An 18,944-nucleotide genomic window follows, 5' to 3' on the forward strand; every position below is an offset into this window, starting at 1 on the left:
AGACTTACCCCAGCGCCCGCAATTCGCGTCGCAGCACCTTGCCGGTCGCGGTCATCGGGAGGCTTTCCGCGAACTGCACGAAGCGCGGATATTCGTGGGCGGCGAGCTGTACCTTGACGAATTCCTGGATCTCACGGGCCAGCGCGTCGCTGGGCGCAAAGCCCGGACGCAGCACGATCCAGGCCTTGATCGACTCGGTGCGGATCGGATCGGGAATGCCGACGACCGCCGACATCGCCACCGCCGGGTGCTTCATCAACGTGTGCTCGATCTCCGACGGCCCGACGCGATAGCCGGCCGTGGTGATGACGTCGTCCTCGCGGCTGACATACCAGAAGTAACCGTCCTCATCCTGCACGCCGAGATCGCCGGTCAGCAGAAATTCGCCGGCGTATTTTTTCGCGGTCGCTTCCGGATTGCGCCAATATTCGATCATGGTGCAGGGACAAGGCTGGCGAACGCCGATGACGCCGCGGGTACCACGCGGCAGCTCCTCGCCCTGGTCGTCGACGATGCGCACGTCAAAACCGGGCGTCGCCCGGCCCATTGAACCCGGCCGGATCGGAAACAGTTTGGAATTGCTGCCGATCACGAGATTGCATTCGGTCTGGCCGAACACTTCATGGGCATCGACGCCGAAAGTCGCGCGCACCCAGTCGAGCAATTCGCCGCCGAGCGACTCGCCGCCGGTGAAGATGCTGCGAAGATTTACGCCCGGGTTCTTCACGCCGGCCTGCCGCATCAGTTTCAGCGCCGTCGGCGGCAGGAACACGTTGCGGATGCCGTGATCGGCCATGACAGCCATCGCGGCCTGCGGCTCGAATTTGCGCGCGCGGTGCCCGACCAGCGGCACGCCGTGATACCAGAACGCAAACAGGCCGTTGATCAGCCCGCCGATCCAGGCCCAGTCCGCCGGCGTCCACATCAGGTCGCCGGGTTTCGGAATGAAGTCGTGGCACATCTCGACATTGGGCAGATGGCCGAGCACAACGCGGTGCGCGTGCAGCGCGCCCTTGGGATTTCCCGTGGTGCCCGAGGTGTAGATGATCAGGCCGGGATCGTCGGCCGACGTATCGACGGTCGTAAAATCCGGTGATGCGGCTTTCAACGAAGACCAGAACGGCTTGGTGCCCGCGGGCGCACGGTCGCCGATCACATAGATGGTCTTCAGCTCGGGCAGACGGTCGCGGATCTTTGCGAGCTTGTCCCAGCCGGCCTCGTCGGTGATGACAGCTTTGGCCTCGGAATTGGAGAGACGAAATTCCAGCGCGTCCTCGCCGAACAGCGCGAACAGGGGAATCGAGATCAGGCCGGAGCGAAACGCCGCCAGATGCGCGATCGGCAATTCCAGCGATTGCGACAGGAACACCGCGACGCGGTCGCCGCGGATGAGGCCATCGGCGTCAAGCACATTGGCGAAGCGGCGCGACATGTCCGCGATCTCGTCGAACGAGGTCCGCGTCGCTGTGCCGTCCTCGTCGATATAGATCAGCGCAAGGCGGCCAGAGCCATCGGCATGACGGTCGCAGCACGCGGTCGCGATGTTGAACCGCGCCGGGATGTCCCAGCGGAAGTTGCGGTAGAGCTCGTCATAGGTGGCGGCTTCGGTGAGCATGATGGAGAGCGGCCCTCGAATTTTTCGTCGTCCCGGCGAACGCCGGGACCCATACGCCGCGGCGGGTATTGTTGGAGAAGGAAGACAACGACCAGCGAGTTAAACAAATACGGCCGGTGGCTATGGGTCCCGGCTTTCGCCGGGACGACAGCCAATGACACTCACCCCGCGAGCGCCGCCTTCACCAACCCGCTGGCTTTACCAAAATCCATCTGACCGGCGTATTTCGCCTTCAGCACCGCGATCACCTTGCCCATGTCCTTCATGCCCGCTGCGCCGGTTTCAGTGACCGCGGCCGATATCGCCGCCTTGACGTCGTCCTCCGACATCTGCTTCGGCAGGTAAGCCGAGATGACCGCGATCTCCTCGCGCTCCTGCGCGGCGAGTTCGGCGCGGCCGCCCTTGTCGTAGAGTTCGACGGATTCCTGGCGCTGCTTGATCATCTTCTGGAACACGCCGAGCAGGTCGGCATCGCTGAGCGGCGGCTTGCCCTCCCCGCGTGCGGCGATGTCGGCGTTCTTGATGGTCGAATTGACCATGCGCAGCGTGGACAGCTTGCGCTCGTCCTTGGCCCGCATCGCGTCCTTGACCGCATTGTTGATGTCGTCGCGCAGCATTTTCGTATCCTTTGGCTTCAACGCCCTGATCTAAGCGTTTCGCGCCGTTGAAACAACTCAGTTTTGACGCGTTTTCTTCACGCGAACCGGTATCCACCCCGGATCAAGTCCGAGGGCATGCTTCGCTTGAAAACGCTTTAACTCCGAAGCCATTCCGTCAGCGCGTCGGCGGTCTCCTGCGGCGCTTCCACCTGTGGCAGGTGACCGCAATTGGCCAGCACCACCAGTTTGGCTCCGGGAATGCCGCTCGCCATCTCCATCGAGAGCGAGTTCGGGATGGTGTTGTCCTGGTCGCCGGTCAGCACCAGCGTCGGACATCTGATCCACGCCAGCGTGGGGCGCGAATCCGGCCGGCCGATCACGGCGGTCTGCTGGCGGACGAACGCCTCCGGCCCGATATCGTCGCCCATGTCATGGACAAGCTGGCGCAACGCGGCATCGCCCTGCCGCGACGGGTGCACGAAGCCGGGAAACAGCTCGTCGAGCACGGCGCGGTATTCGCCGCCTTTTGCGCGGGCGATCATGCCCTGGCGGCGGGTCGTCGCCTCGCCGGTGTCGGGCCGCGCCTGGGTGCTGATCAGCGCCAGCTTCGCCACCCGCTCGGGCGCCTGCCGCATGATCTCGAAGGCGATGTAGCCGCCCATGGAATGCCCGGCGAGCGCAAAGCGCGGAGGCGCCTCGGCCAGTATCCGCCGCGCGATCGCGCCCATATTGTCGTCGCGCTTGTGATTGGCGACCGTCACGGGCCCCAACTGCCACAGGGCCGGCACCACGGGCCCAAAGAGCCGCGGCGAGCACGCGAGACCCGGAACGAGCAGGATCGGCATCGTATTGTCCATGCGGACTCCTGATTGGGCGCTTTGGGGTGAAAAGCGGCCCTAGCTACTTGTTTTGACGCGTTTTCTTGACGCGAACCGGCGTCCACTTCGCTCGAAAACGCTATGAAATGGGAACTCCAGATTAGGCCGGTGGCACAGCCTGTCAAATATGCAGTGAAACGCGTGTGAATCCGCGTTTTTGGGGGTTCACGCGGCCGGGTACGCCGACTATGTAATGCGCTCATGACAATCCCTGAAAACTCGTCAGCCTGGCCGGACCTCAAACCGACCGCGCTCCTCGTGCTCGCCGATGGCACCGTGCTGGAAGGCTTTGGCCTCGGCGCGGAAGGCCAGGCCGTCGGCGAAGTCTGCTTCAACACCGCGATGACCGGTTATGAGGAGATCCTCACCGATCCCTCCTATGCCGGGCAGCTCATCACCTTCACCTTCCCGCATATCGGCAACGTCGGCACCAACGACGAGGATATCGAGACGGTGAACATGGCGGCAACGCCGGGCGCGCGCGGCGTGATCCTGCGTTCGGCCATTACCGATCCCTCGAACTACCGCTCGGCAAAACATCTCGACGGATGGCTGAAGGCGCGCGGCATCATCGGCCTTTCCGGCATCGACACCCGCGCGCTGACCGCGCTGATCCGCTCCAAGGGCATGCCGAATGCCGTGATCGCGCACGCCAAGGACGGCAAGTTCGACCTGCACGGCCTCAAGGAAGAAGCCCGCGAATGGCCCGGCCTCGAGGGCATGGACCTGGTGCCGATGGTGACCTCGGCGCAGCGCTTCACCTGGGACGAGACGCCATGGGGCTGGGAAAAGGGCTTTGGCCGCCAGACCGCGCCCGAATTCAACGTGGTCGCGATCGATTACGGCATCAAGCGCAACATCCTGCGGCTGCTCGCGGGCGAAGGCTGCAAGATCACCGTGGTGCCGGCGACGACATCAGCTGAAGACATTTTGGCGATGAAGCCGGACGGCGTGTTTCTCTCTAACGGCCCCGGCGATCCCGCCGAGACCGGCAAATACGCGGTGCCTGTGATCAAGCAGGTGATCGATTCGGGCACGCCGACCTTCGGCATCTGCCTCGGCCATCAGATGCTGGGCCTCGCCGTCGGCGCCAGGACCAAGAAGATGCACCAGGGCCATCACGGCGCCAATCATCCGGTGAAAGACGAGACCACCGGCAAGGTGGAAATCACGTCCATGAACCACGGCTTTGCGGTGGACGAAAAGACGCTGCCGAAGGGCGCCACCCAAACCCACATCTCGCTGTTCGACGGCTCCAATTGCGGCATCCAGCTCGACGGCAAGCCGGTGTTCTCGGTGCAGTACCACCCGGAAGCCTCACCCGGCCCGCGGGATTCGCATTATCTGTTCAAGCGGTTCGCCGATTTGATGCGGGCGAACAAGAAGGCGTAGCCCGCACTCCCCTTTCCTTCATCATCATGCCCGGGCTCGTCCCGGGCATTGTTTTTTGTGAGTGCGAGGCATGACTCGGGGCATGACGAGATATCATGTGACGAATGGCCTGTTGCCGCGCTATCTGCTATAGTATGATTATCAACATCTAATGTACGGGAACCTCCTCATGGACAGCTCCGCCGCCCCCAAGGTCGAATACGGCGTGACGCCGACTGATGTGATGGCGTCGATGACGGGTCTTGAGTTCGTCCGCGCGATCTTCGAGGGCAAACTGCCGGCGCCGCCGATCATGGAGAATGTCGAGCCGTTCGATTCCACCGCCGAGAACGGCGTCGTGACCTTTCACAGCGTGCCGGGCTTCCGGCACTACAACCCGATCGGCTCGGTGCATGGCGGCTACGCCGCGATCCTGCTGGATTCCGCGATGGGGCTGGCAGTCCACACCACGCTGCCGGCCGGCACCGGCTACACCACGCTGGAATTCAAGATCTCCTTCATCAAGGGCATGACCAAGGATACCGGCCCTGTGAAGTCGGAAGGCCGCACGCTCAGCGTCGGCCGCCGCGCCGCCACCGCGGAAGCGCGCATCACCGATTCCAAGGGCCGCCTGCTCGCCCACGCCACCACGACCTGCCTGGTGTTTGAAATCCCGAAAGCATGAGCCAAGGGAACGCGAGGCCCTGACAGCGGTTGAATCCCGACGTATGGTTTGTACGTGGGAGAACGATCATGTCCGTCGTCAGCGAAGACCATCAGCCGCTCACCTTCGACTTCGTCGATGACGGCCTGGTGCCGAACAGCAAGATGCCGTTCCTGGTCTACAAGCGCGCGATCGACGTCGATAACGATCACCCCGAAAAAACCATCGAGGGCCTGTTCGGCGCCAATGGCTGGGGCGCGATGTGGCGCAACGGCGTCTATGATTATTTGCACTACCACGCCACCGTGCACGAAGTGCTCGGGGTCGCCCGCGGCAACGCCATCGTGCGGTTCGGCGGCGACAATGGCACGGAGCTTGCGATCGCGGCCGGTGACGTCGCGATCCTGCCCGCCGGCACCGGGCATCAATGCCTGTCGTCGAGCGCTGATTTTTCCGTCGTCGGCGCCTATCCGCCCGGCCCGCCGGCCGAAATCACGCGCGCGACGCCGGAGAACCACGCCAAGGCGTTGAAGACGATTCCGAACGTGAAACTGCCGAAGGCCGATCCGGTGATGGGCGCGGACGGTCCGCTCGTGAAACTATGGAAGCGCGGCTGATACTGCGGTTCGAACGGGATTGCGACGATTTGTCCTGTCACCTCTCGGGCACGGATATCTGGCACAAAGTGCATAGACGGTGCACGCCGCCGGTCGTGAAGGCGCAGATCGGCTCAGCTAGAGATACGCCGTATATGAACTGATCCACACCAGGATCGACGCAAGAAGGCCGATCACGCCCGCCTTCTCGGAAAATGCAGTTGCACTGCCGGACATTCCCAGACGCAGCGACTCCCGGCTCATCCCGTCAGGGATCGAGATCTCCGCCGGAAACACCGTCGCCCCGCCGAACGTATTGGTGCGCGCGAGCGTTCCCGACACGGCGATCTGCCCCTGGCCGATGCCCCTCGGAATGGCGGTGATCTTCGCGTGATAGATGCGTCCCGGGACGTTGTCGAAAACGATATCGACAGCGGTGCCTTCCTTGATGGTTTGAAAGCCGTTCTGAGAAAACATTCCAACCAGCGTGATCTCCTTCTCGACGATGAACGACATCGCCGAGTGCAACTGCAGCGCGCGATCACCGACGGTCAAGGCGACGACGGTGACATAGCCGTCGGCCGGCGCACGAATGGTCGTCTGCGACAATTCCCAATTGGCATTGTCGAGCTGCGCCTGTAGCTGCGCGACTGATGTGTTGACGCCGCCGATCTCGGAATCCATCGCGAGCTTGGCGCTCTGCTGCGCGGCCTTGGCGGCGCCGAGCTGCGCCGACACGGTTTCGTACTGGACCTGCTTGTCCTGCGCCTGAAACTGCGAGTTGGCATCATCAGCGGCAAGTGTCTGGATATCGTCGAGCCGCTTCTTGTTGTAGGCGACCTGCGTGGTGAGCCCGCTGACATTCGCCGTTGCCTGCTCGTAATTCGCTTTCAGTATCTCGGTTTGCTGCTTTGCAGCAGCGAGCGAGGCCTGCAACTGCGAGACCTTGTATTGAAACGGCGCCGGGTCGATTTGAAACAGCACATCGTTGGCTTTGACCGGCACGTTCGGCCTGACCGGGATTGCAACAATTTGCCCGGTCACATTCGGCGTCACCTCCACCACGCGGCCGGTGACCGTCACGCGCCCCGATGGCGTCAGATAATTAAAAAGCGCGAGAAATGCCGCGAGAAGAAATATTCCGACAGCGATCGAGACCGTCCCGGACCACCAGCCCCAACGCACCAGTTTGAATTTCGAGAACAAGGCCCACAGCGCGACGAGGTAGAGGCACAAAATAATGACCATGGCTGGTCCTCATTATTGGTTTGTGCTAAATTTGCTCCCGGAGGTAGCTGAAGACACGATTCAACCGTTAGCTTCATTGCTCCTGTTTTTCCAGCATCTTGTTTTGATCCTGCATACGCCGCGAGGCGTTTTATGCAGCCATGCAGCACGTTCTCCCGCATACGCAATCTCTTGCACACGCAATCTCTCTCGCTTCAGAGCGAGAATGCTTTCAAGCCGAGATAGGAGACAGCACCATGTTGACGAAACGCGACCTGCTTCGTTCCGCAGCGCTAGCTGCACTGACAGTTACGACGATGACGCCCATCCCGGCCAATGCGCAGGCCAAAGCCGAATGGCCTGACATCCGCGAGGCCAAGGCCATCGCCGAAGAAGGCTTCATCTATGGCCTTCCCATCGTAATGAACTACGCTGTCATGTACGAATATTCGGTCGACAGGAATTCGGGGCAATTCAAGGCACCATTCAATCAGATTAAAAACGAGGCGCGCGTCTTTACCTACAAGGACACCTCGATCGTCACTCCCAACAGCGATACACCCTATTCCTTCCTCTGGATGGATCTGCGCGCGGAGCCGATGGTGTTGTCGGTGCCGGCGGTGGAAAAGGGCCGCTACTACGCGGTGCAACTTGAAGACGGCAATACCTACAATTACGGCTACATCGGCAGCCGCGCGACCGGTACCGAAGCGGGCGACTACATGGTCGCCGGCCCGGGTTGGAACGGTACGCCCCCGCCTGGCATCAAGAAGGTATTTCGATCCACGACGCAGTTCTCGGTCGCGGGGTATCGCACCCAGTTGTTCGGTGCGGACGATATGCCCAACGTTGAGAAGGTCCAGGCGGGCTACAAGGCCCAGCCGCTCTCGGCCTATCTGAAGCAACCAACGACGACTGCGGCGGCCGCTATAGACTTCCCCAAGGTCGACAAGGAATTGGTGAAGAAAAACTTCTTTGAGTATCTCGACTTTTCCTTGCAGTTCGCGCCGGCGACGCCGGACGAAGCGGAAATCCGCGCCAAGCTCGCGCGCATCGGCGTCGGCCCCGGCAAGACCTTTGATTTCAAGGACCTCCCGATCGCGCACAAGCTCGAGATCGGCCTTGGCATGAAAGACGGCGAGGAGAAGGTCGACAAGTACCTCGAGAACGGCTTCAAGAATATCAACGGATGGAAGATCGGATCGTTCTTCGGAGATCGCGAGTTTTTCAACGGCAACTGGCTGCTGCGGGCGGCGGCCGCCAAGGGCGGCATCTATGGCAACGACGCCGTGGAAGCCGTGTACCCCTTCACCAAGAATCTGGCCAACGGCGACGTCCTCGATGGCTCCAAGCACAAATACGCGATCACTTTCCCCGCCGGTCAGCTTCCGCCTGTCAATGCGTTCTGGTCGGTGACCATGTACGACGGCAAGAGCCAGTTGCTGATCGAAAACCCGATCAACCGCTACCTGATCAACTCGCCGATGCTATCAGGCATGAAGAAGAATGCCGACGGGTCCCTCACGCTGCATGTTCAAAAGGACGCCCCCGGCGCCGACAAGGAATCCAACTGGCTACCGGCGCCGAACGGACCGATTTACCTGGTGATGCGGCTGTACTGGCCGAAGACCGAAGCGCCGTCCGTCCTGCCCCCGGGCAACGGCACATGGCAGCCGCCAGCGATCGTGGCGACGCAGTAGCGTTGCGGCAGAAAGGCCGCGTGGGACTCGTTGTCACCGTGATCCCGCGCGTGCCCCCGAAACAATCAGCCCAAGCGGTGAAGACAGAGGAGTGTTCACATGATCACGAAACGCGATCTGCTCCGTGCCGCAGCGCTGGCTGCGATGACAGTTACCACCATGACGCCGGTTCCGGCGAGCGCGCAGGCCAAGGCGGAATGGCCCGACATCATCGAGGCCAAAAGAATTGCTGAGGAAGGCTTCATCTATGGCCTGCCGATCGTGATGAACTACGCTGTGATGTACGAATTCTCCGTGGACACGAAGAACAGCCAGTTCAAGGCGCCGTTCAATCAGATCAAAAACCTGGCGTATGTCGCGACGTACAAGGACACCGCAGTCGTGACGCCCAACAGCGACACGCCATACTCCACGCTTTGGTTCGATCTGCGCGCCGAGCCGATGGTTGTTTCGGTGCCGGCCGTTGAGAAGAGCCGCTATTACACGGTGCAGCTGATCGACGGCAACACCTTCAATTTTGGCTATATCGGCAGCCGCGCGACCGGCAGCGACGCCGGAGACTACATGGTCGTTGGGCCGAACTGGCAGGGCGCCACTCCGCCCGGAATCAAGAAGGTCTTCCAGTCCTCGACCCAGTTTGCCTTCGCGGCCATTCGCACGCAGCTCTTCAATCCGGAAGATATGCTGAATGTCGTGAAGGTCCAGGCCGGCTACAAGGCGCAGCCGCTATCGGCCTATCTCAAGCAGCCGGTAACGACCGCTTCGGCCGCGATCGACTTTCCCAAGGTCGATGCGGAGCTGGTGAAGAAGAACTTCTTCGAATATCTCGACTTCGCGCTGCAGTTTGCGCCGGCGGGCCCGGAAGAACGCACCATTCGCGAGAAGCTCGCGCGCATCGGCGTCGGCGCGGGCAAGACCTTCAACTTCAAGGATCTTCCGCTCGAACACAAACTCGAAGTCGGGCTCGGGATGAAGGAAGGCGAGGAGAAGGTTGAAAAGTATCTCGCTGGTGGACAGAAAGACGTCAACGGATGGAAAATCGGATCGCTGTTCGGTGACCGGCTGTTCTACAGCGGCGATTGGCTGAAGCGGGCCGCAGCTGCAAAAGGCGGCATTTATGGCAACGACGCCGCGGAAGCCGTCTACCCCATGACCAAAACGCTTGCCAACGGCGAAGTGCTCGACTCTTCAAAGCACAAATACACAGTCACTTTTCCTGCCGGACAGTATCCGCCGGTCGAGGCGTTCTGGTCGGTGACGATGTATGACGGCAAGAGCCAACTGCTGATCGAGAATCCGATCAACCGATATCTGATCAATTCGCCGATGCTGCCCCGCATGAAGAAGAATCCGGACGGCTCTCTCACGCTGCATCTCCAGAAAGATTCACCCGGCGCCGACAAGGAATCCAACTGGCTGCCGGCGCCGAACGGCGAAATGTACCTGGTGATGCGGCTCTATTGGCCGAAGACCGAAGCGCCGTCGATCCTGCCGCCGGGCGAAGGCACCTGGCAGCCGCCGGCGATCGTGGCGCTGCAATAGCGTTGCGCCGAGAGGCAGCGCGGGACCCGTCATTACCGCGATCCCGCGCGTGCCCCGAGATTCAGGATCGAATCCGCGCTCGAACCCAGGCAAGGGAATGTTCACATGATTACAAAACGCGACCTTCTTCGTTCCGCAGCGCTTGCTGCATTCACCGTCTCGACGGCGAATTCCATCCCGGCGCAAGCGCAGACGAGTGCCGAGCGTCCAGGCTTCTTCAAGGCAAAGGACATCGCCGAGGCGGGCTTCATCTTCGGCCTGCCAATCGTGATGAACTACGGCATCATGTATGAATTCGCCATCGATCGCAGTTCGAGCCAGTTCAAGGCGCCGTTCAACCAGTTCAAGAACGACCCCAACGTCTTTACCTACAAGGACACCGCGGTCGTGACGCCGAACAGCGACACGCCCTATTCGATCGGGTGGATGGATTTTCGGGCGGAGCCCATCGTCATTTCCGTGCCGGCGATCGACCCGAAGCGCTACTATTCGGTCCAACTCTGTGACGGCAACACCTATAATTATGGCTACATCGGCACACGCGCCACCGGAAGCGAGGCCGGAGATTATCTAGTTGTCGGCCCGGACTGGAAGGGCGCAACGCCTCCCGGAATCAAGAAGGTCTTCCAGTCGAGCACCCAGCTATCGATCGTCATCTTCCGCACCCAGCTTTTCAACGCTGGCGATATCGACAACGTCAAGAAGGTGCAGGCCGGCTACAGGATGCAGCCACTTTCCACCTATCTGAAACAGCCGACGACGACGGCCGCGACGGCCATCGACTTTCCGAAGATCGACAAGGAGCTCGTGAAAACCAACTTCTTCGAGTATCTCGATTTTGCGCTGCAGTTTGCGCCCGTGCAGGAAAACGAGAAGGAGATCCGCGCCGCGCTCGCGAAGATCGGCGTCGGCCCCGGCAAGACCTTTAACTTCAAGGACCTGCCGCTGGAGCAAAAGCTCGAGATTGGCCTCGGCATGAAGGAAGGCGAGAAGAAGGTCGAGGAAGGCGTTGCCAAGGCCGGCACGACCATCAACGGCTGGCAGGTCAGCGCGTTGCCGGGCGATAACGCCCACTACAATGGCGACTGGCTCAAGCGCGCCGTCGCCGCCAAGGCCGGTATCTACGGCAATAATCCGGCGGAAGCGACCTATCCGCTCACCCGCATCGATGGCGACGGCCGGACGCTCGATGGCAGCAAGCACAATTACACCCTGACATTCCCGCCGGGCCAGGAGCCACCAGTCAACGCGTTCTGGTCGCTCACCATGTATGACGGCAAGTCGCAGCTCCTGATCGAAAATCCGATCAACCGCTATTTGATCAATTCGCCGATGCTTCCGGATATGAAGAAGAACGCGGACGGGTCACTGACGCTCTACATCCAGAACAAATCGCCGGGTGCGGACAAGGAATCGAACTGGCTGCCGGCACCGAACGACACGATCTACCTGGTCATGCGGCTCTACTGGCCGAAGACGGAGTCACCTTCGATCCTCCCGCCAGGCGAAGGCACCTGGAAGCCGCCGGCCGTCGTGGCGGCGAAGTAGCGTTCAGACCGAAGGCACCGCGGGACTCGTCATCGTGATCCCGCGCGTGTCCAGGCTCGGAAGGCAAGTGAAAGCAAATTTGAGTGCCGTTTTGCACGGGAGTGAGTCATGAAAGCTGTACTCACACGAACGCTTTGCGGCGCTGTACTGACTTTTGCATTGACCGTCGTATTCGCACCAGCCGGCGCCCAGCAGACGAGCCTGTCGAAATTCTCCACCGAACAACTCGCCAATCGAATGCTGGAACGCCGCGCCGTGGACGCCGTCATCTGGGGCATGCCCATCGTCAGCTTCGACTCGCTTCGGCAAGCCTACTTCCGCGACGGCAAGGCGAAATACGGCGACATCATCTGGTGGCCCAAAGGCAGCACCTGGAAGAACCAGTCGTTCACCGTCAATACAACCCTTCGCTACCTTTTTGCCTTCTTCAACATAAAAGACGATGGGCCGGTGGTTCTGGACCTGCCGCCGGCGGCGAATGGGTCCAGCTTCCTGGGCACCATTTGCGATGCCTGGCAGGTACCGCTCACCGACGTCGGGTTCGAGGGCAAAGGTGGCAAATACCTGGTGCTGCCACCCGACTACACGGGCGAGGTGCCGGCCGGCTATATCCCCGTGCGTTCCAAGACCTACAACACATTCGCCGGCCTCCGCTCCATCCTGGAGAGCAACTCGGAAGAGGACGTGCGCAGGGGTGACGCGCTGGTGAAGCAGATCAAGGTCTACCCCTTGGCCGAGGCCAGTAACCCGCCTGCGCCGCGGTTCGTGGATATGACCAACACCCTCTATGACGGCCTCGCGCGATTCGACGAAAGCTTTTACACCAGCCTTGCCCGCATGCTGAATGAGGAGACGGTACAGCCCCAGGATCTGCAGATGATGGGCATGCTCCGACCACTCGGCATCGAGAAGGGCAAGGAGTTCAAGCCCGATGCCGCGACCGTGGCACAGTTGAAGTCCGCCGCGGCGGAAGCCGGTGCCTGGCTCCTCGGACAGCAGTCTAAGATCGGTGAAGACTGGTGGCCGGGCAGCCAGTGGAAATTGCTGGTCCCGCCGATTGGCCCGCAGACGGGATTCAAGTGGGCCGTGCCAAACTATTTCGACGTGGATACGCGCGGCGCTGCTTTCGCCGGCTTCTTCCTGCCTCCCGCGAAGCTCGGCGGAGGCAGCTTCTACCTTGCCGCGTACTTCGACAACGGCGGCCAGCCTTTGCGTGGCGAGAATCCCTATCGACTGCACGTTCCCGCCAATGTTCCGGTAAGCCAGTTCTGGGCTGTGACCATTTACAACGCTGAAACGTCGGCCCTCTTCCTCAACCTGCCACGCCCGACCCTGGATTCATTGGACAAAGGGCTGCGCAAGAACGCCGACGGCTCGGTGGACATCCACTTTGGATCGCAGGCGCCCGCCGGTCAGGAGTCGAACTGGATTTTCACGCCGACGGGGACGAGCTGGTTCCCCTGGTTTCGATTCTACGGTCCTGAGAAGGCGGTTTTCGACAAGAGTTGGAAGATGCCCGACATCGAACAGGTGAAATGATCTGCGAATAAACGGCTATAGCCCAGTCTCTGCCACTTCCTGAGGACTAGCAGCTTTGAGCACGATTCAATTCGACAACGAAAGCGCTGATGCCAAGGCAGGTGAACATCCTCATCATCCGGGGATGGTCCTGATTCCCGGCGGCACGTTCCGCATGGGATCGGACAAGCATTATCCCGAGGAAGCGCCAGTTCATTCCGTGACAGTCGATGAATTTTTCATCGACCGCACGCCGGTGACGAACAGGGAGTTCAAGGAATTCGTGAGGGCGACCGGCCACGTCACGTTCGCCGAAATCCCGCCCGACCCGAACGACTATCCCGGCGCGCTGCCTCACATGATCTATGCCGGCTCGCTGGTGTTTTCGCCTCCGGCGCAGACCGTTGATCTCCGCGACTGGAGCCGATGGTGGCAATTCATGAATGGCGCCGACTGGCGCCACCCTTATGGCCCGAAGAGCAACATCAACGTGCTCGACAATCATCCTGTCGTGCACGTCGCTTATTCCGACGCGCTCGCCTTTGCGCGCTGGGCCGGCAAGGATATTCCGACCGAAGCCGAGTGGGAGTTCGCCGCGCGCGGCGGATTGGCTGAGGCAGAATATGCCTGGGGCGAGGAGTTCACGCCAGGCGGCCAGCATCTTGCCAATACCTGGCAGGGAGAATTCCCGAAGCAAAATCTCTGCACCGACGGCTTCGAGCGCACATCGCCAGTCACGGCCTTTCCGCCGAACGGCTACGGCATTCACGACATGATCGGGAATGTCTGGGAATGGACGTCCGACTGGTATTCGCAAAAGCACGAAGCAGATGCGCCAAAGGCGTGCTGCATTCCCCATAATCCGCGAGGCGGATCAGAGGCTGCGAGCCACGACTCTCGTCAGCCGAATATCAGAATTCCACGCAAGGTGCTTAAAGGCGGCTCGCACCTGTGCGCCCCGAACTATTGCCGCCGCTATCGTCCTGCCGCGCGTCATGCCGAGCCTATCGACACCTCGACTAGCCACGTCGGCTTCAGGTGCATCATCAGGAAAAGGAGTGCGTCATGAGTAAGGACAAGATTCCGGGAACGTCCGAACCCGGCACAAAGCCGATCGGCGGAGGATTGAAACGCCGCGATCTCTTGTTGAGCGGCAGTTCTCTCATCGCCGCTTCGGCGCTCTCGGCCGTCGGCCTAACAAGCGCTGCGCAAGCGCAGCAACAACCAGCGGCGCCCCCACCTGTTGCGGCCGGGCAGCGGCCCAACATTGTCGTCATCATGGGCGACGACATCGGCATCTGGAATATCGGCGCCTACCACCGCGGCATGATGGCTGGGCGGACGCCGAACCTCGACAAAATAGCCGCCGAAGGCATGCTGTTCACCGATTATTACGCAGAGGCGAGCTGTACGGCGGGTCGTGCCAACTTCATCACCGGCGAGCTGCCGATCCGCACCGGCATGACCACTGTCGGCCAGGCTGGCGCCCCCACCGGCTTGCCGGCGGAGGCCGTGACCATTGCCGCCGCGCTGAAAGGTATGGGCTACGCCACCGGCCAGTTCGGCAAGAATCACCTTGGCGACAAGAACGAGTTTCTGCCGACGGTGCATGGCTTCGACGAATTCTTCGGCTACCTGTACCACCTCGACGCGATGGAAGACCCGGCGCACCCCGCCTACCCGCAGGAGCTGTTGAACACAGTTGGCCCACGCAACATGGTCCACTCGTGGGCGACCAACGTGGACAATGCCACCGTGGATCCGCGCTGGGGCAAGGTCGGCAAGCAGAGGATCGAGGACGCCGGGACGCTTTATCCGAAGCGAATGGAAACCGTGGACGACGAAATCCGCGATCTTGCCTTGAAGTTCATCGAAAAGGCCAAGGCCGACAACAAGCCGTTCTTCCTGTGGCTCAACCCGACCCGCATGCACATCGTCACGCACCTGTCGCCCAAGTACCAGGCGTTACGCAACTCCAAGAACGGCTGGACCATCCATGAGGCCGGCATGGCACAGCTCGACGACGACGTCGGCATCGTGATGCAGAAGCTCAAGGACATGGGTGTCGATGACAACACCATCGTCGTCTTTACCACCGACAACGGCACCGAGGTATTCACCTGGCCCGATGGCGGACAGACGCCATTCGCCCAGAGCAAAGGCACGGTCATGGAAGGTGGCTTTCGCGCGCCGGCGATGATCCGCTGGCCCGGCAAGGTGCCGGCAGGCAAGGTCGAGAACGGCATTATCTCCGGGCTCGATTGGTTTCCAACCTTCGTGGCCGCCGCCGGTAATCCGAACATTGTCGAGGAATTGAAGAAGGGCAAGCACATCGGTGACAGGACCTACAAATGTCATCTGGACGGCTACAACCAGATGGACATGATCACCGGCAAGGGACCGTCAAATCGGAACGAAATATGGTACTTCGGCGAAAGCGAACTGGGTGCCGTACGCATCGGCGACTACAAGTATCGTTTCATCGACCAGCCCGGCGGCTGGCTAGGTGAAAAGACCAAGCCTGACATACCCTATCTGACCAACCTTCGTCTTGATCCGTTCGAGCGCACGGGCTGGCCCGGTAGCGGGTCCAAATACGGAGCGCAACAATACTTCGACTGGTTCAAGTACGAATTCTGGCGCTTCGTGTTTGTCCAGCAGCAGGTCGAGAAGCTGGCCATGACTGCGATCGAGTTTCCGCCGATGCAGAGGGGTGCGAGCTTTAACCTCGATGCCGTGAAAGCGAAGATCGAGGCCGCCAGAACGGCAGTGGGCAAATAAGGATTTGATGATCGTAATGGCGGACGGCCTGCGTATGGGCCGCCCGCCAAACTCTCTTGATCGTTGCGTTCTTTACTGTGAAAGGAACCAACTATGTCAATGCCGCAAGTTTCCTTCGGCGTCAGCCGCCGCATCCTGCTCTTGGCCTTGGCTTTGCTCGCGGCGCTGATCGGACCGCTGCCGCCCATATCCGTGATGGCGCAAACTCCCGCGATCGATCCGCTGCCGTCATGGAATGATACGGCGACCAAAACGTCCATCGTCACGTTCGTCGAGCGCGTGACGAAGCAAGGCTCGCCAGACCTCGTGCCGCCTGCCGAGAGAATTGCCACCTTCGACAATGACGGCACCCTGTGGGCGGAGCAGCCGATCTATTTCCAGTTTGCCTTCGCACTCGACCGCGTCAAGGCGCTCGCCCCGCTGCATCCGGAGTGGAAGGACAAGGAGCCGTTTGCCTCGCTGCTCAAGGGCGACCTTAAAGGCGCGCTCGCCGGCGGCGAGGCTGCTATTTTCGAAATCCTCACCGTCACGCATTCCGGAATGACCACGGATGAATTCGAGAAGATCGTGAGCGACTGGATCACTACGGCGAAGCATCCAGTCACCAAGCGGCTCTACACCGAGATGGTCTATCAGCCGATGCTGGAACTGCTCGCCTATCTGCGCGGCAACGGCTTCAAGACGTTCATCGTCTCCGGCGGCGGCATCGACTTCATGCGCGTCTTTGCCGACAGGGTCTATGGCGTTCCGCCCGAGCAAGTGGTGGGCAGCAGCGGCAAGCTGAGCTTCGAGCTACGCGACGGTAAACCGGTCCTCGTAAAACTGCCGGAGCTTAATTTCAACGACGACAAGACTGGCAAGCCCATCGGCATCCAGATGCATATCGGCCGGCAACCGATCGCGGCATTCGGCAATTCCGACGGCGACCTGCAAATGCTCGAATGGGCCAAGGGAGGCGGCGGCGTCCGCTTCGCCCTCCTCGTGCACCATACCGACGCCGAGCGGGAATGGGCCTACGACCGCAATTCTTCCATTGGCCGCCTCGACAAGGCGCTCGACGCTGCACAGGCGATGGGCTGGACCGTTGTCGACATGAAGAACGACTGGAAGAAGATATTTCCGTTTGGCAGCAAATGAACATGACGTTCTCGATCTCGCCGATGGCGCCCACCAGCACGGTGACGCCGACGCGCCGAACCATCACGAAGTGACGGATCAACGCGCCCACTGCCCCATCTGAAGGCACGTCTGCAGGCTGACGTAACTTGGCGTGCCGCCAATGCTCTCCTGCGAGACACAACTCGCGCGGCTGGCCGCGGGGAATTTGGACCACTGGCCTCCGAGCTGCTGGCGCGCTTTCTGTTCATCGCTGATGCAGGTCTTGAGCGATTGATCGACGGTGAGGCCGGCGGTAGCGGCGATGTCGAGCTTGCAGTTTCGCGTGATATCGAACTTCGGCACTCCGTCAGCGACGGGCATAACCAGTTGCGAACCCAATACGATCATAGAGACGGACATAGGCATTTCCGACCTCCTGCTACTCTGGCTCGCTTGCATCGTAGCGCAAGCCGGCCGGACCGCTAGTCTTATTTCGCCGCGGCAGACATCCCGTCCCTTCTGCCACACGGGGAGAGGAGAACGGAGAACGGCCTTCATGCCGCAAAACCACCTCAAGACAATCGAGGCCCCCGCATTGGAGCCATGACGCACGGCGCTGGATCAGCGCCGGCGTTATGTGATTGACTTTGCCCTGTCCGAGATCAGGCCAACATGATCCGGCCAGCACAGGGAAACGTCCGATGACAGCCAACCCAGACATGACCATCCGCGACATCAGGGTGACGATGCTGCGCCTGCCCTGGGCCGACGATCCCTGGCTCAAGGGGCATGCGCTGGGACCGACGCGCGACATCCTGATCTGCGAGGTCGAAACCGCAGGCGGCGTCACCGGCATGGGCTATCTGTTCGTGTTCCGCCCGGGCATGAAGTCGATCGCCTCCTGTCTCGACGAGTGCATCATCCCGCGCGTGAAGGGCAAGGATGCCACCGCGATCGAGGCGATCTGGCGCGACCTGTGGACGGCGACGATGACCTATGGCCGCGGCGGCATCGCCGCGATGGCGATGTCGGCGATCGACATCGCGCTGTGGGATGCGGTGGGCAAGCGCGCCGGCCTGCCGCTGCACCGCTTGTGGGGCCATTATCGCTCGGAAATCCCGATCTACGGCTCGGGTTGTTTCCGCGGCGCCGGCGGCGACGGCATGATCGAGAAGGCGCTGCATTTCGTGAAGCAGGGCTACAAGGCGATCAAGATGCAGGTTGCGCATGTGCACACGCCCGCGCAGGACCTCGACAATGTACGCCGCATGCGCGAGGCGCTCGGACCCGACATCGACATCATGATCGACGTCAATATGGGCTGGAGCGCCGATGTGGCGATCGAGATGGGACGCAAGTTCGAGAGTTACGACGTTTACTGGCTCGAGGAGCCGGTGCCGGCCGACGATTTTGCCGGCTACCAGCGCATCGCCGCAGCGCTCGATATGCGTGTGGTCGGCGGCGAGACCCATTTCACGCGCTACGATCTGCGGCCGTTCTTTATCAATCCCTGCCTGCCGATCCTGCAGCCCGACCCGATGCGTGGCGGCATGACGGACCTTCGCAAGATCGCCGCACTGGCGGACACGTTTGGCATCACCATCGCGCCGCATCTGTTTCCCGAACTCAACGTGCACCTCCTGGCCTCGATCCCGAACGGCATCTGGTGCGAGAACATGGGGCTGATCGACGACCTCTGGGTCGATCCGCCTGAGATTGCGGCATGATCACGGCGCCGGAGCGGCCCGGACACGGGCTCCGGTTCAAGGACGAGGTGCTGAAGTTCAGGATTTAGCCGAAATCGCTA

The 18,944-nt window shown here is 61.1% G+C and carries 16 protein-coding genes; 11 read left to right on the forward strand and 5 right to left on the reverse strand.

Annotation, left to right across the window (positions count from 1 at the left end; all coding sequences use genetic code 11):
* Positions 1-4 precede the first annotated feature (4 nt).
* From JQ600_RS10125 to JQ600_RS10135, 3 genes are all read right to left on the reverse strand, one after another.
* Entirely contained in the window at positions 5-1,615 is a 1,611-nt protein-coding gene (locus tag JQ600_RS10125; protein WP_212390183.1) for an acyl-CoA synthetase, read from the reverse strand.
* 161 nt (positions 1,616-1,776) lie between these two features.
* On the reverse strand, positions 1,777-2,232 hold the full coding sequence (locus tag JQ600_RS10130) for a GatB/YqeY domain-containing protein (RefSeq protein ID WP_192736730.1): 456 nt from the start codon (positions 2,230-2,232) through the stop codon (positions 1,777-1,779).
* A 137-nt stretch (positions 2,233-2,369) separates the two neighbouring features.
* Positions 2,370-3,071: an alpha/beta fold hydrolase gene (locus JQ600_RS10135; RefSeq protein ID WP_212390184.1), complete on the reverse strand. Its 702-nt coding sequence runs from the start codon at positions 3,069-3,071 to the stop codon at positions 2,370-2,372.
* A gap of 222 nt (positions 3,072-3,293) precedes the next feature.
* Here JQ600_RS10135 and carA point away from each other — a divergent pair, with 222 nt between their 5' ends.
* The 3 genes from carA (at position 3,294) to JQ600_RS10150 (ending at position 5,744) form a co-directional block, all read left to right on the forward strand.
* Positions 3,294-4,484: a glutamine-hydrolyzing carbamoyl-phosphate synthase small subunit gene (gene carA, locus JQ600_RS10140; RefSeq protein ID WP_212390185.1), complete on the forward strand. Its 1,191-nt coding sequence runs from the start codon at positions 3,294-3,296 to the stop codon at positions 4,482-4,484.
* 169 nt (positions 4,485-4,653) lie between these two features.
* Positions 4,654-5,148 carry a PaaI family thioesterase gene (locus JQ600_RS10145; protein WP_212263113.1) on the forward strand — a complete coding sequence of 165 codons (495 nt, stop codon included), beginning with the start codon at positions 4,654-4,656 and terminating at the stop codon, positions 5,146-5,148.
* 68 nt (positions 5,149-5,216) lie between these two features.
* Positions 5,217-5,744 carry a hypothetical protein gene (locus JQ600_RS10150; protein ID WP_212489891.1) on the forward strand — a complete coding sequence of 176 codons (528 nt, stop codon included), beginning with the start codon at positions 5,217-5,219 and terminating at the stop codon, positions 5,742-5,744.
* A 117-nt stretch (positions 5,745-5,861) separates the two neighbouring features.
* Here JQ600_RS10150 and JQ600_RS10155 read toward each other — a convergent pair whose 3' ends face one another.
* A complete protein-coding gene (locus JQ600_RS10155) occupies positions 5,862-6,971 on the reverse strand; it encodes an HlyD family secretion protein (RefSeq protein ID WP_212390187.1) in 1,110 nt (369 codons plus the stop codon).
* 236 nt (positions 6,972-7,207) lie between these two features.
* Here JQ600_RS10155 and JQ600_RS10160 point away from each other — a divergent pair, with 236 nt between their 5' ends.
* From JQ600_RS10160 to JQ600_RS10190, 7 genes are all read left to right on the forward strand, one after another.
* The gene (locus tag JQ600_RS10160; protein WP_212390188.1) at positions 7,208-8,650 is read left to right on the forward strand and encodes a DUF1254 domain-containing protein; all 1,443 of its coding nucleotides are present in this window, start codon (positions 7,208-7,210) and stop codon (positions 8,648-8,650) included.
* A 99-nt stretch (positions 8,651-8,749) separates the two neighbouring features.
* Entirely contained in the window at positions 8,750-10,192 is a 1,443-nt protein-coding gene (locus tag JQ600_RS10165; RefSeq protein ID WP_212489892.1) for a DUF1254 domain-containing protein, read from the forward strand.
* 105 nt (positions 10,193-10,297) lie between these two features.
* Positions 10,298-11,740, forward strand: a complete 1,443-nt coding sequence (locus JQ600_RS10170; RefSeq protein WP_212263118.1) for a DUF1254 domain-containing protein — start codon at positions 10,298-10,300, stop codon at positions 11,738-11,740.
* Positions 11,741-11,848: 108 nt separating this feature from the next.
* Positions 11,849-13,279 carry a DUF1254 domain-containing protein gene (locus tag JQ600_RS10175; protein WP_212489893.1) on the forward strand — a complete coding sequence of 477 codons (1,431 nt, stop codon included), beginning with the start codon at positions 11,849-11,851 and terminating at the stop codon, positions 13,277-13,279.
* 124 nt (positions 13,280-13,403) lie between these two features.
* Positions 13,404-14,327 (forward strand): formylglycine-generating enzyme family protein, encoded by a 924-nt coding sequence (locus JQ600_RS10180; RefSeq protein ID WP_212467764.1) that lies wholly within the window; start codon positions 13,404-13,406, stop codon positions 14,325-14,327.
* Positions 14,324-16,039 (forward strand): arylsulfatase, encoded by a 1,716-nt coding sequence (locus tag JQ600_RS10185; RefSeq protein WP_249133630.1) that lies wholly within the window; start codon positions 14,324-14,326, stop codon positions 16,037-16,039. Before JQ600_RS10180 ends, JQ600_RS10185 begins: the two co-directional genes overlap by 4 nt.
* Before the next feature lie 93 nt (positions 16,040-16,132).
* Positions 16,133-17,176, forward strand: a complete 1,044-nt coding sequence (locus JQ600_RS10190; RefSeq protein ID WP_212263120.1) for an HAD family hydrolase — start codon at positions 16,133-16,135, stop codon at positions 17,174-17,176.
* Between the two features lie 78 nt (positions 17,177-17,254).
* Here the strand turns inward: JQ600_RS10190 and JQ600_RS10195 are convergent, their stop codons facing one another.
* Positions 17,255-17,557 (reverse strand): hypothetical protein, encoded by a 303-nt coding sequence (locus JQ600_RS10195; protein ID WP_212390191.1) that lies wholly within the window; start codon positions 17,555-17,557, stop codon positions 17,255-17,257.
* Positions 17,558-17,838: 281 nt separating this feature from the next.
* Here JQ600_RS10195 and JQ600_RS10200 point away from each other — a divergent pair, with 281 nt between their 5' ends.
* Positions 17,839-18,864 (forward strand): mandelate racemase/muconate lactonizing enzyme family protein, encoded by a 1,026-nt coding sequence (locus JQ600_RS10200; protein ID WP_212489894.1) that lies wholly within the window; start codon positions 17,839-17,841, stop codon positions 18,862-18,864.
* The last annotated feature ends 80 nt before the right edge of the window (positions 18,865-18,944 follow it).

It is taken from the genome of Bradyrhizobium sp. AUGA SZCCT0176 (assembly GCF_018130145.1).
Taxonomy (GTDB): domain Bacteria; phylum Pseudomonadota; class Alphaproteobacteria; order Rhizobiales; family Xanthobacteraceae; genus Bradyrhizobium.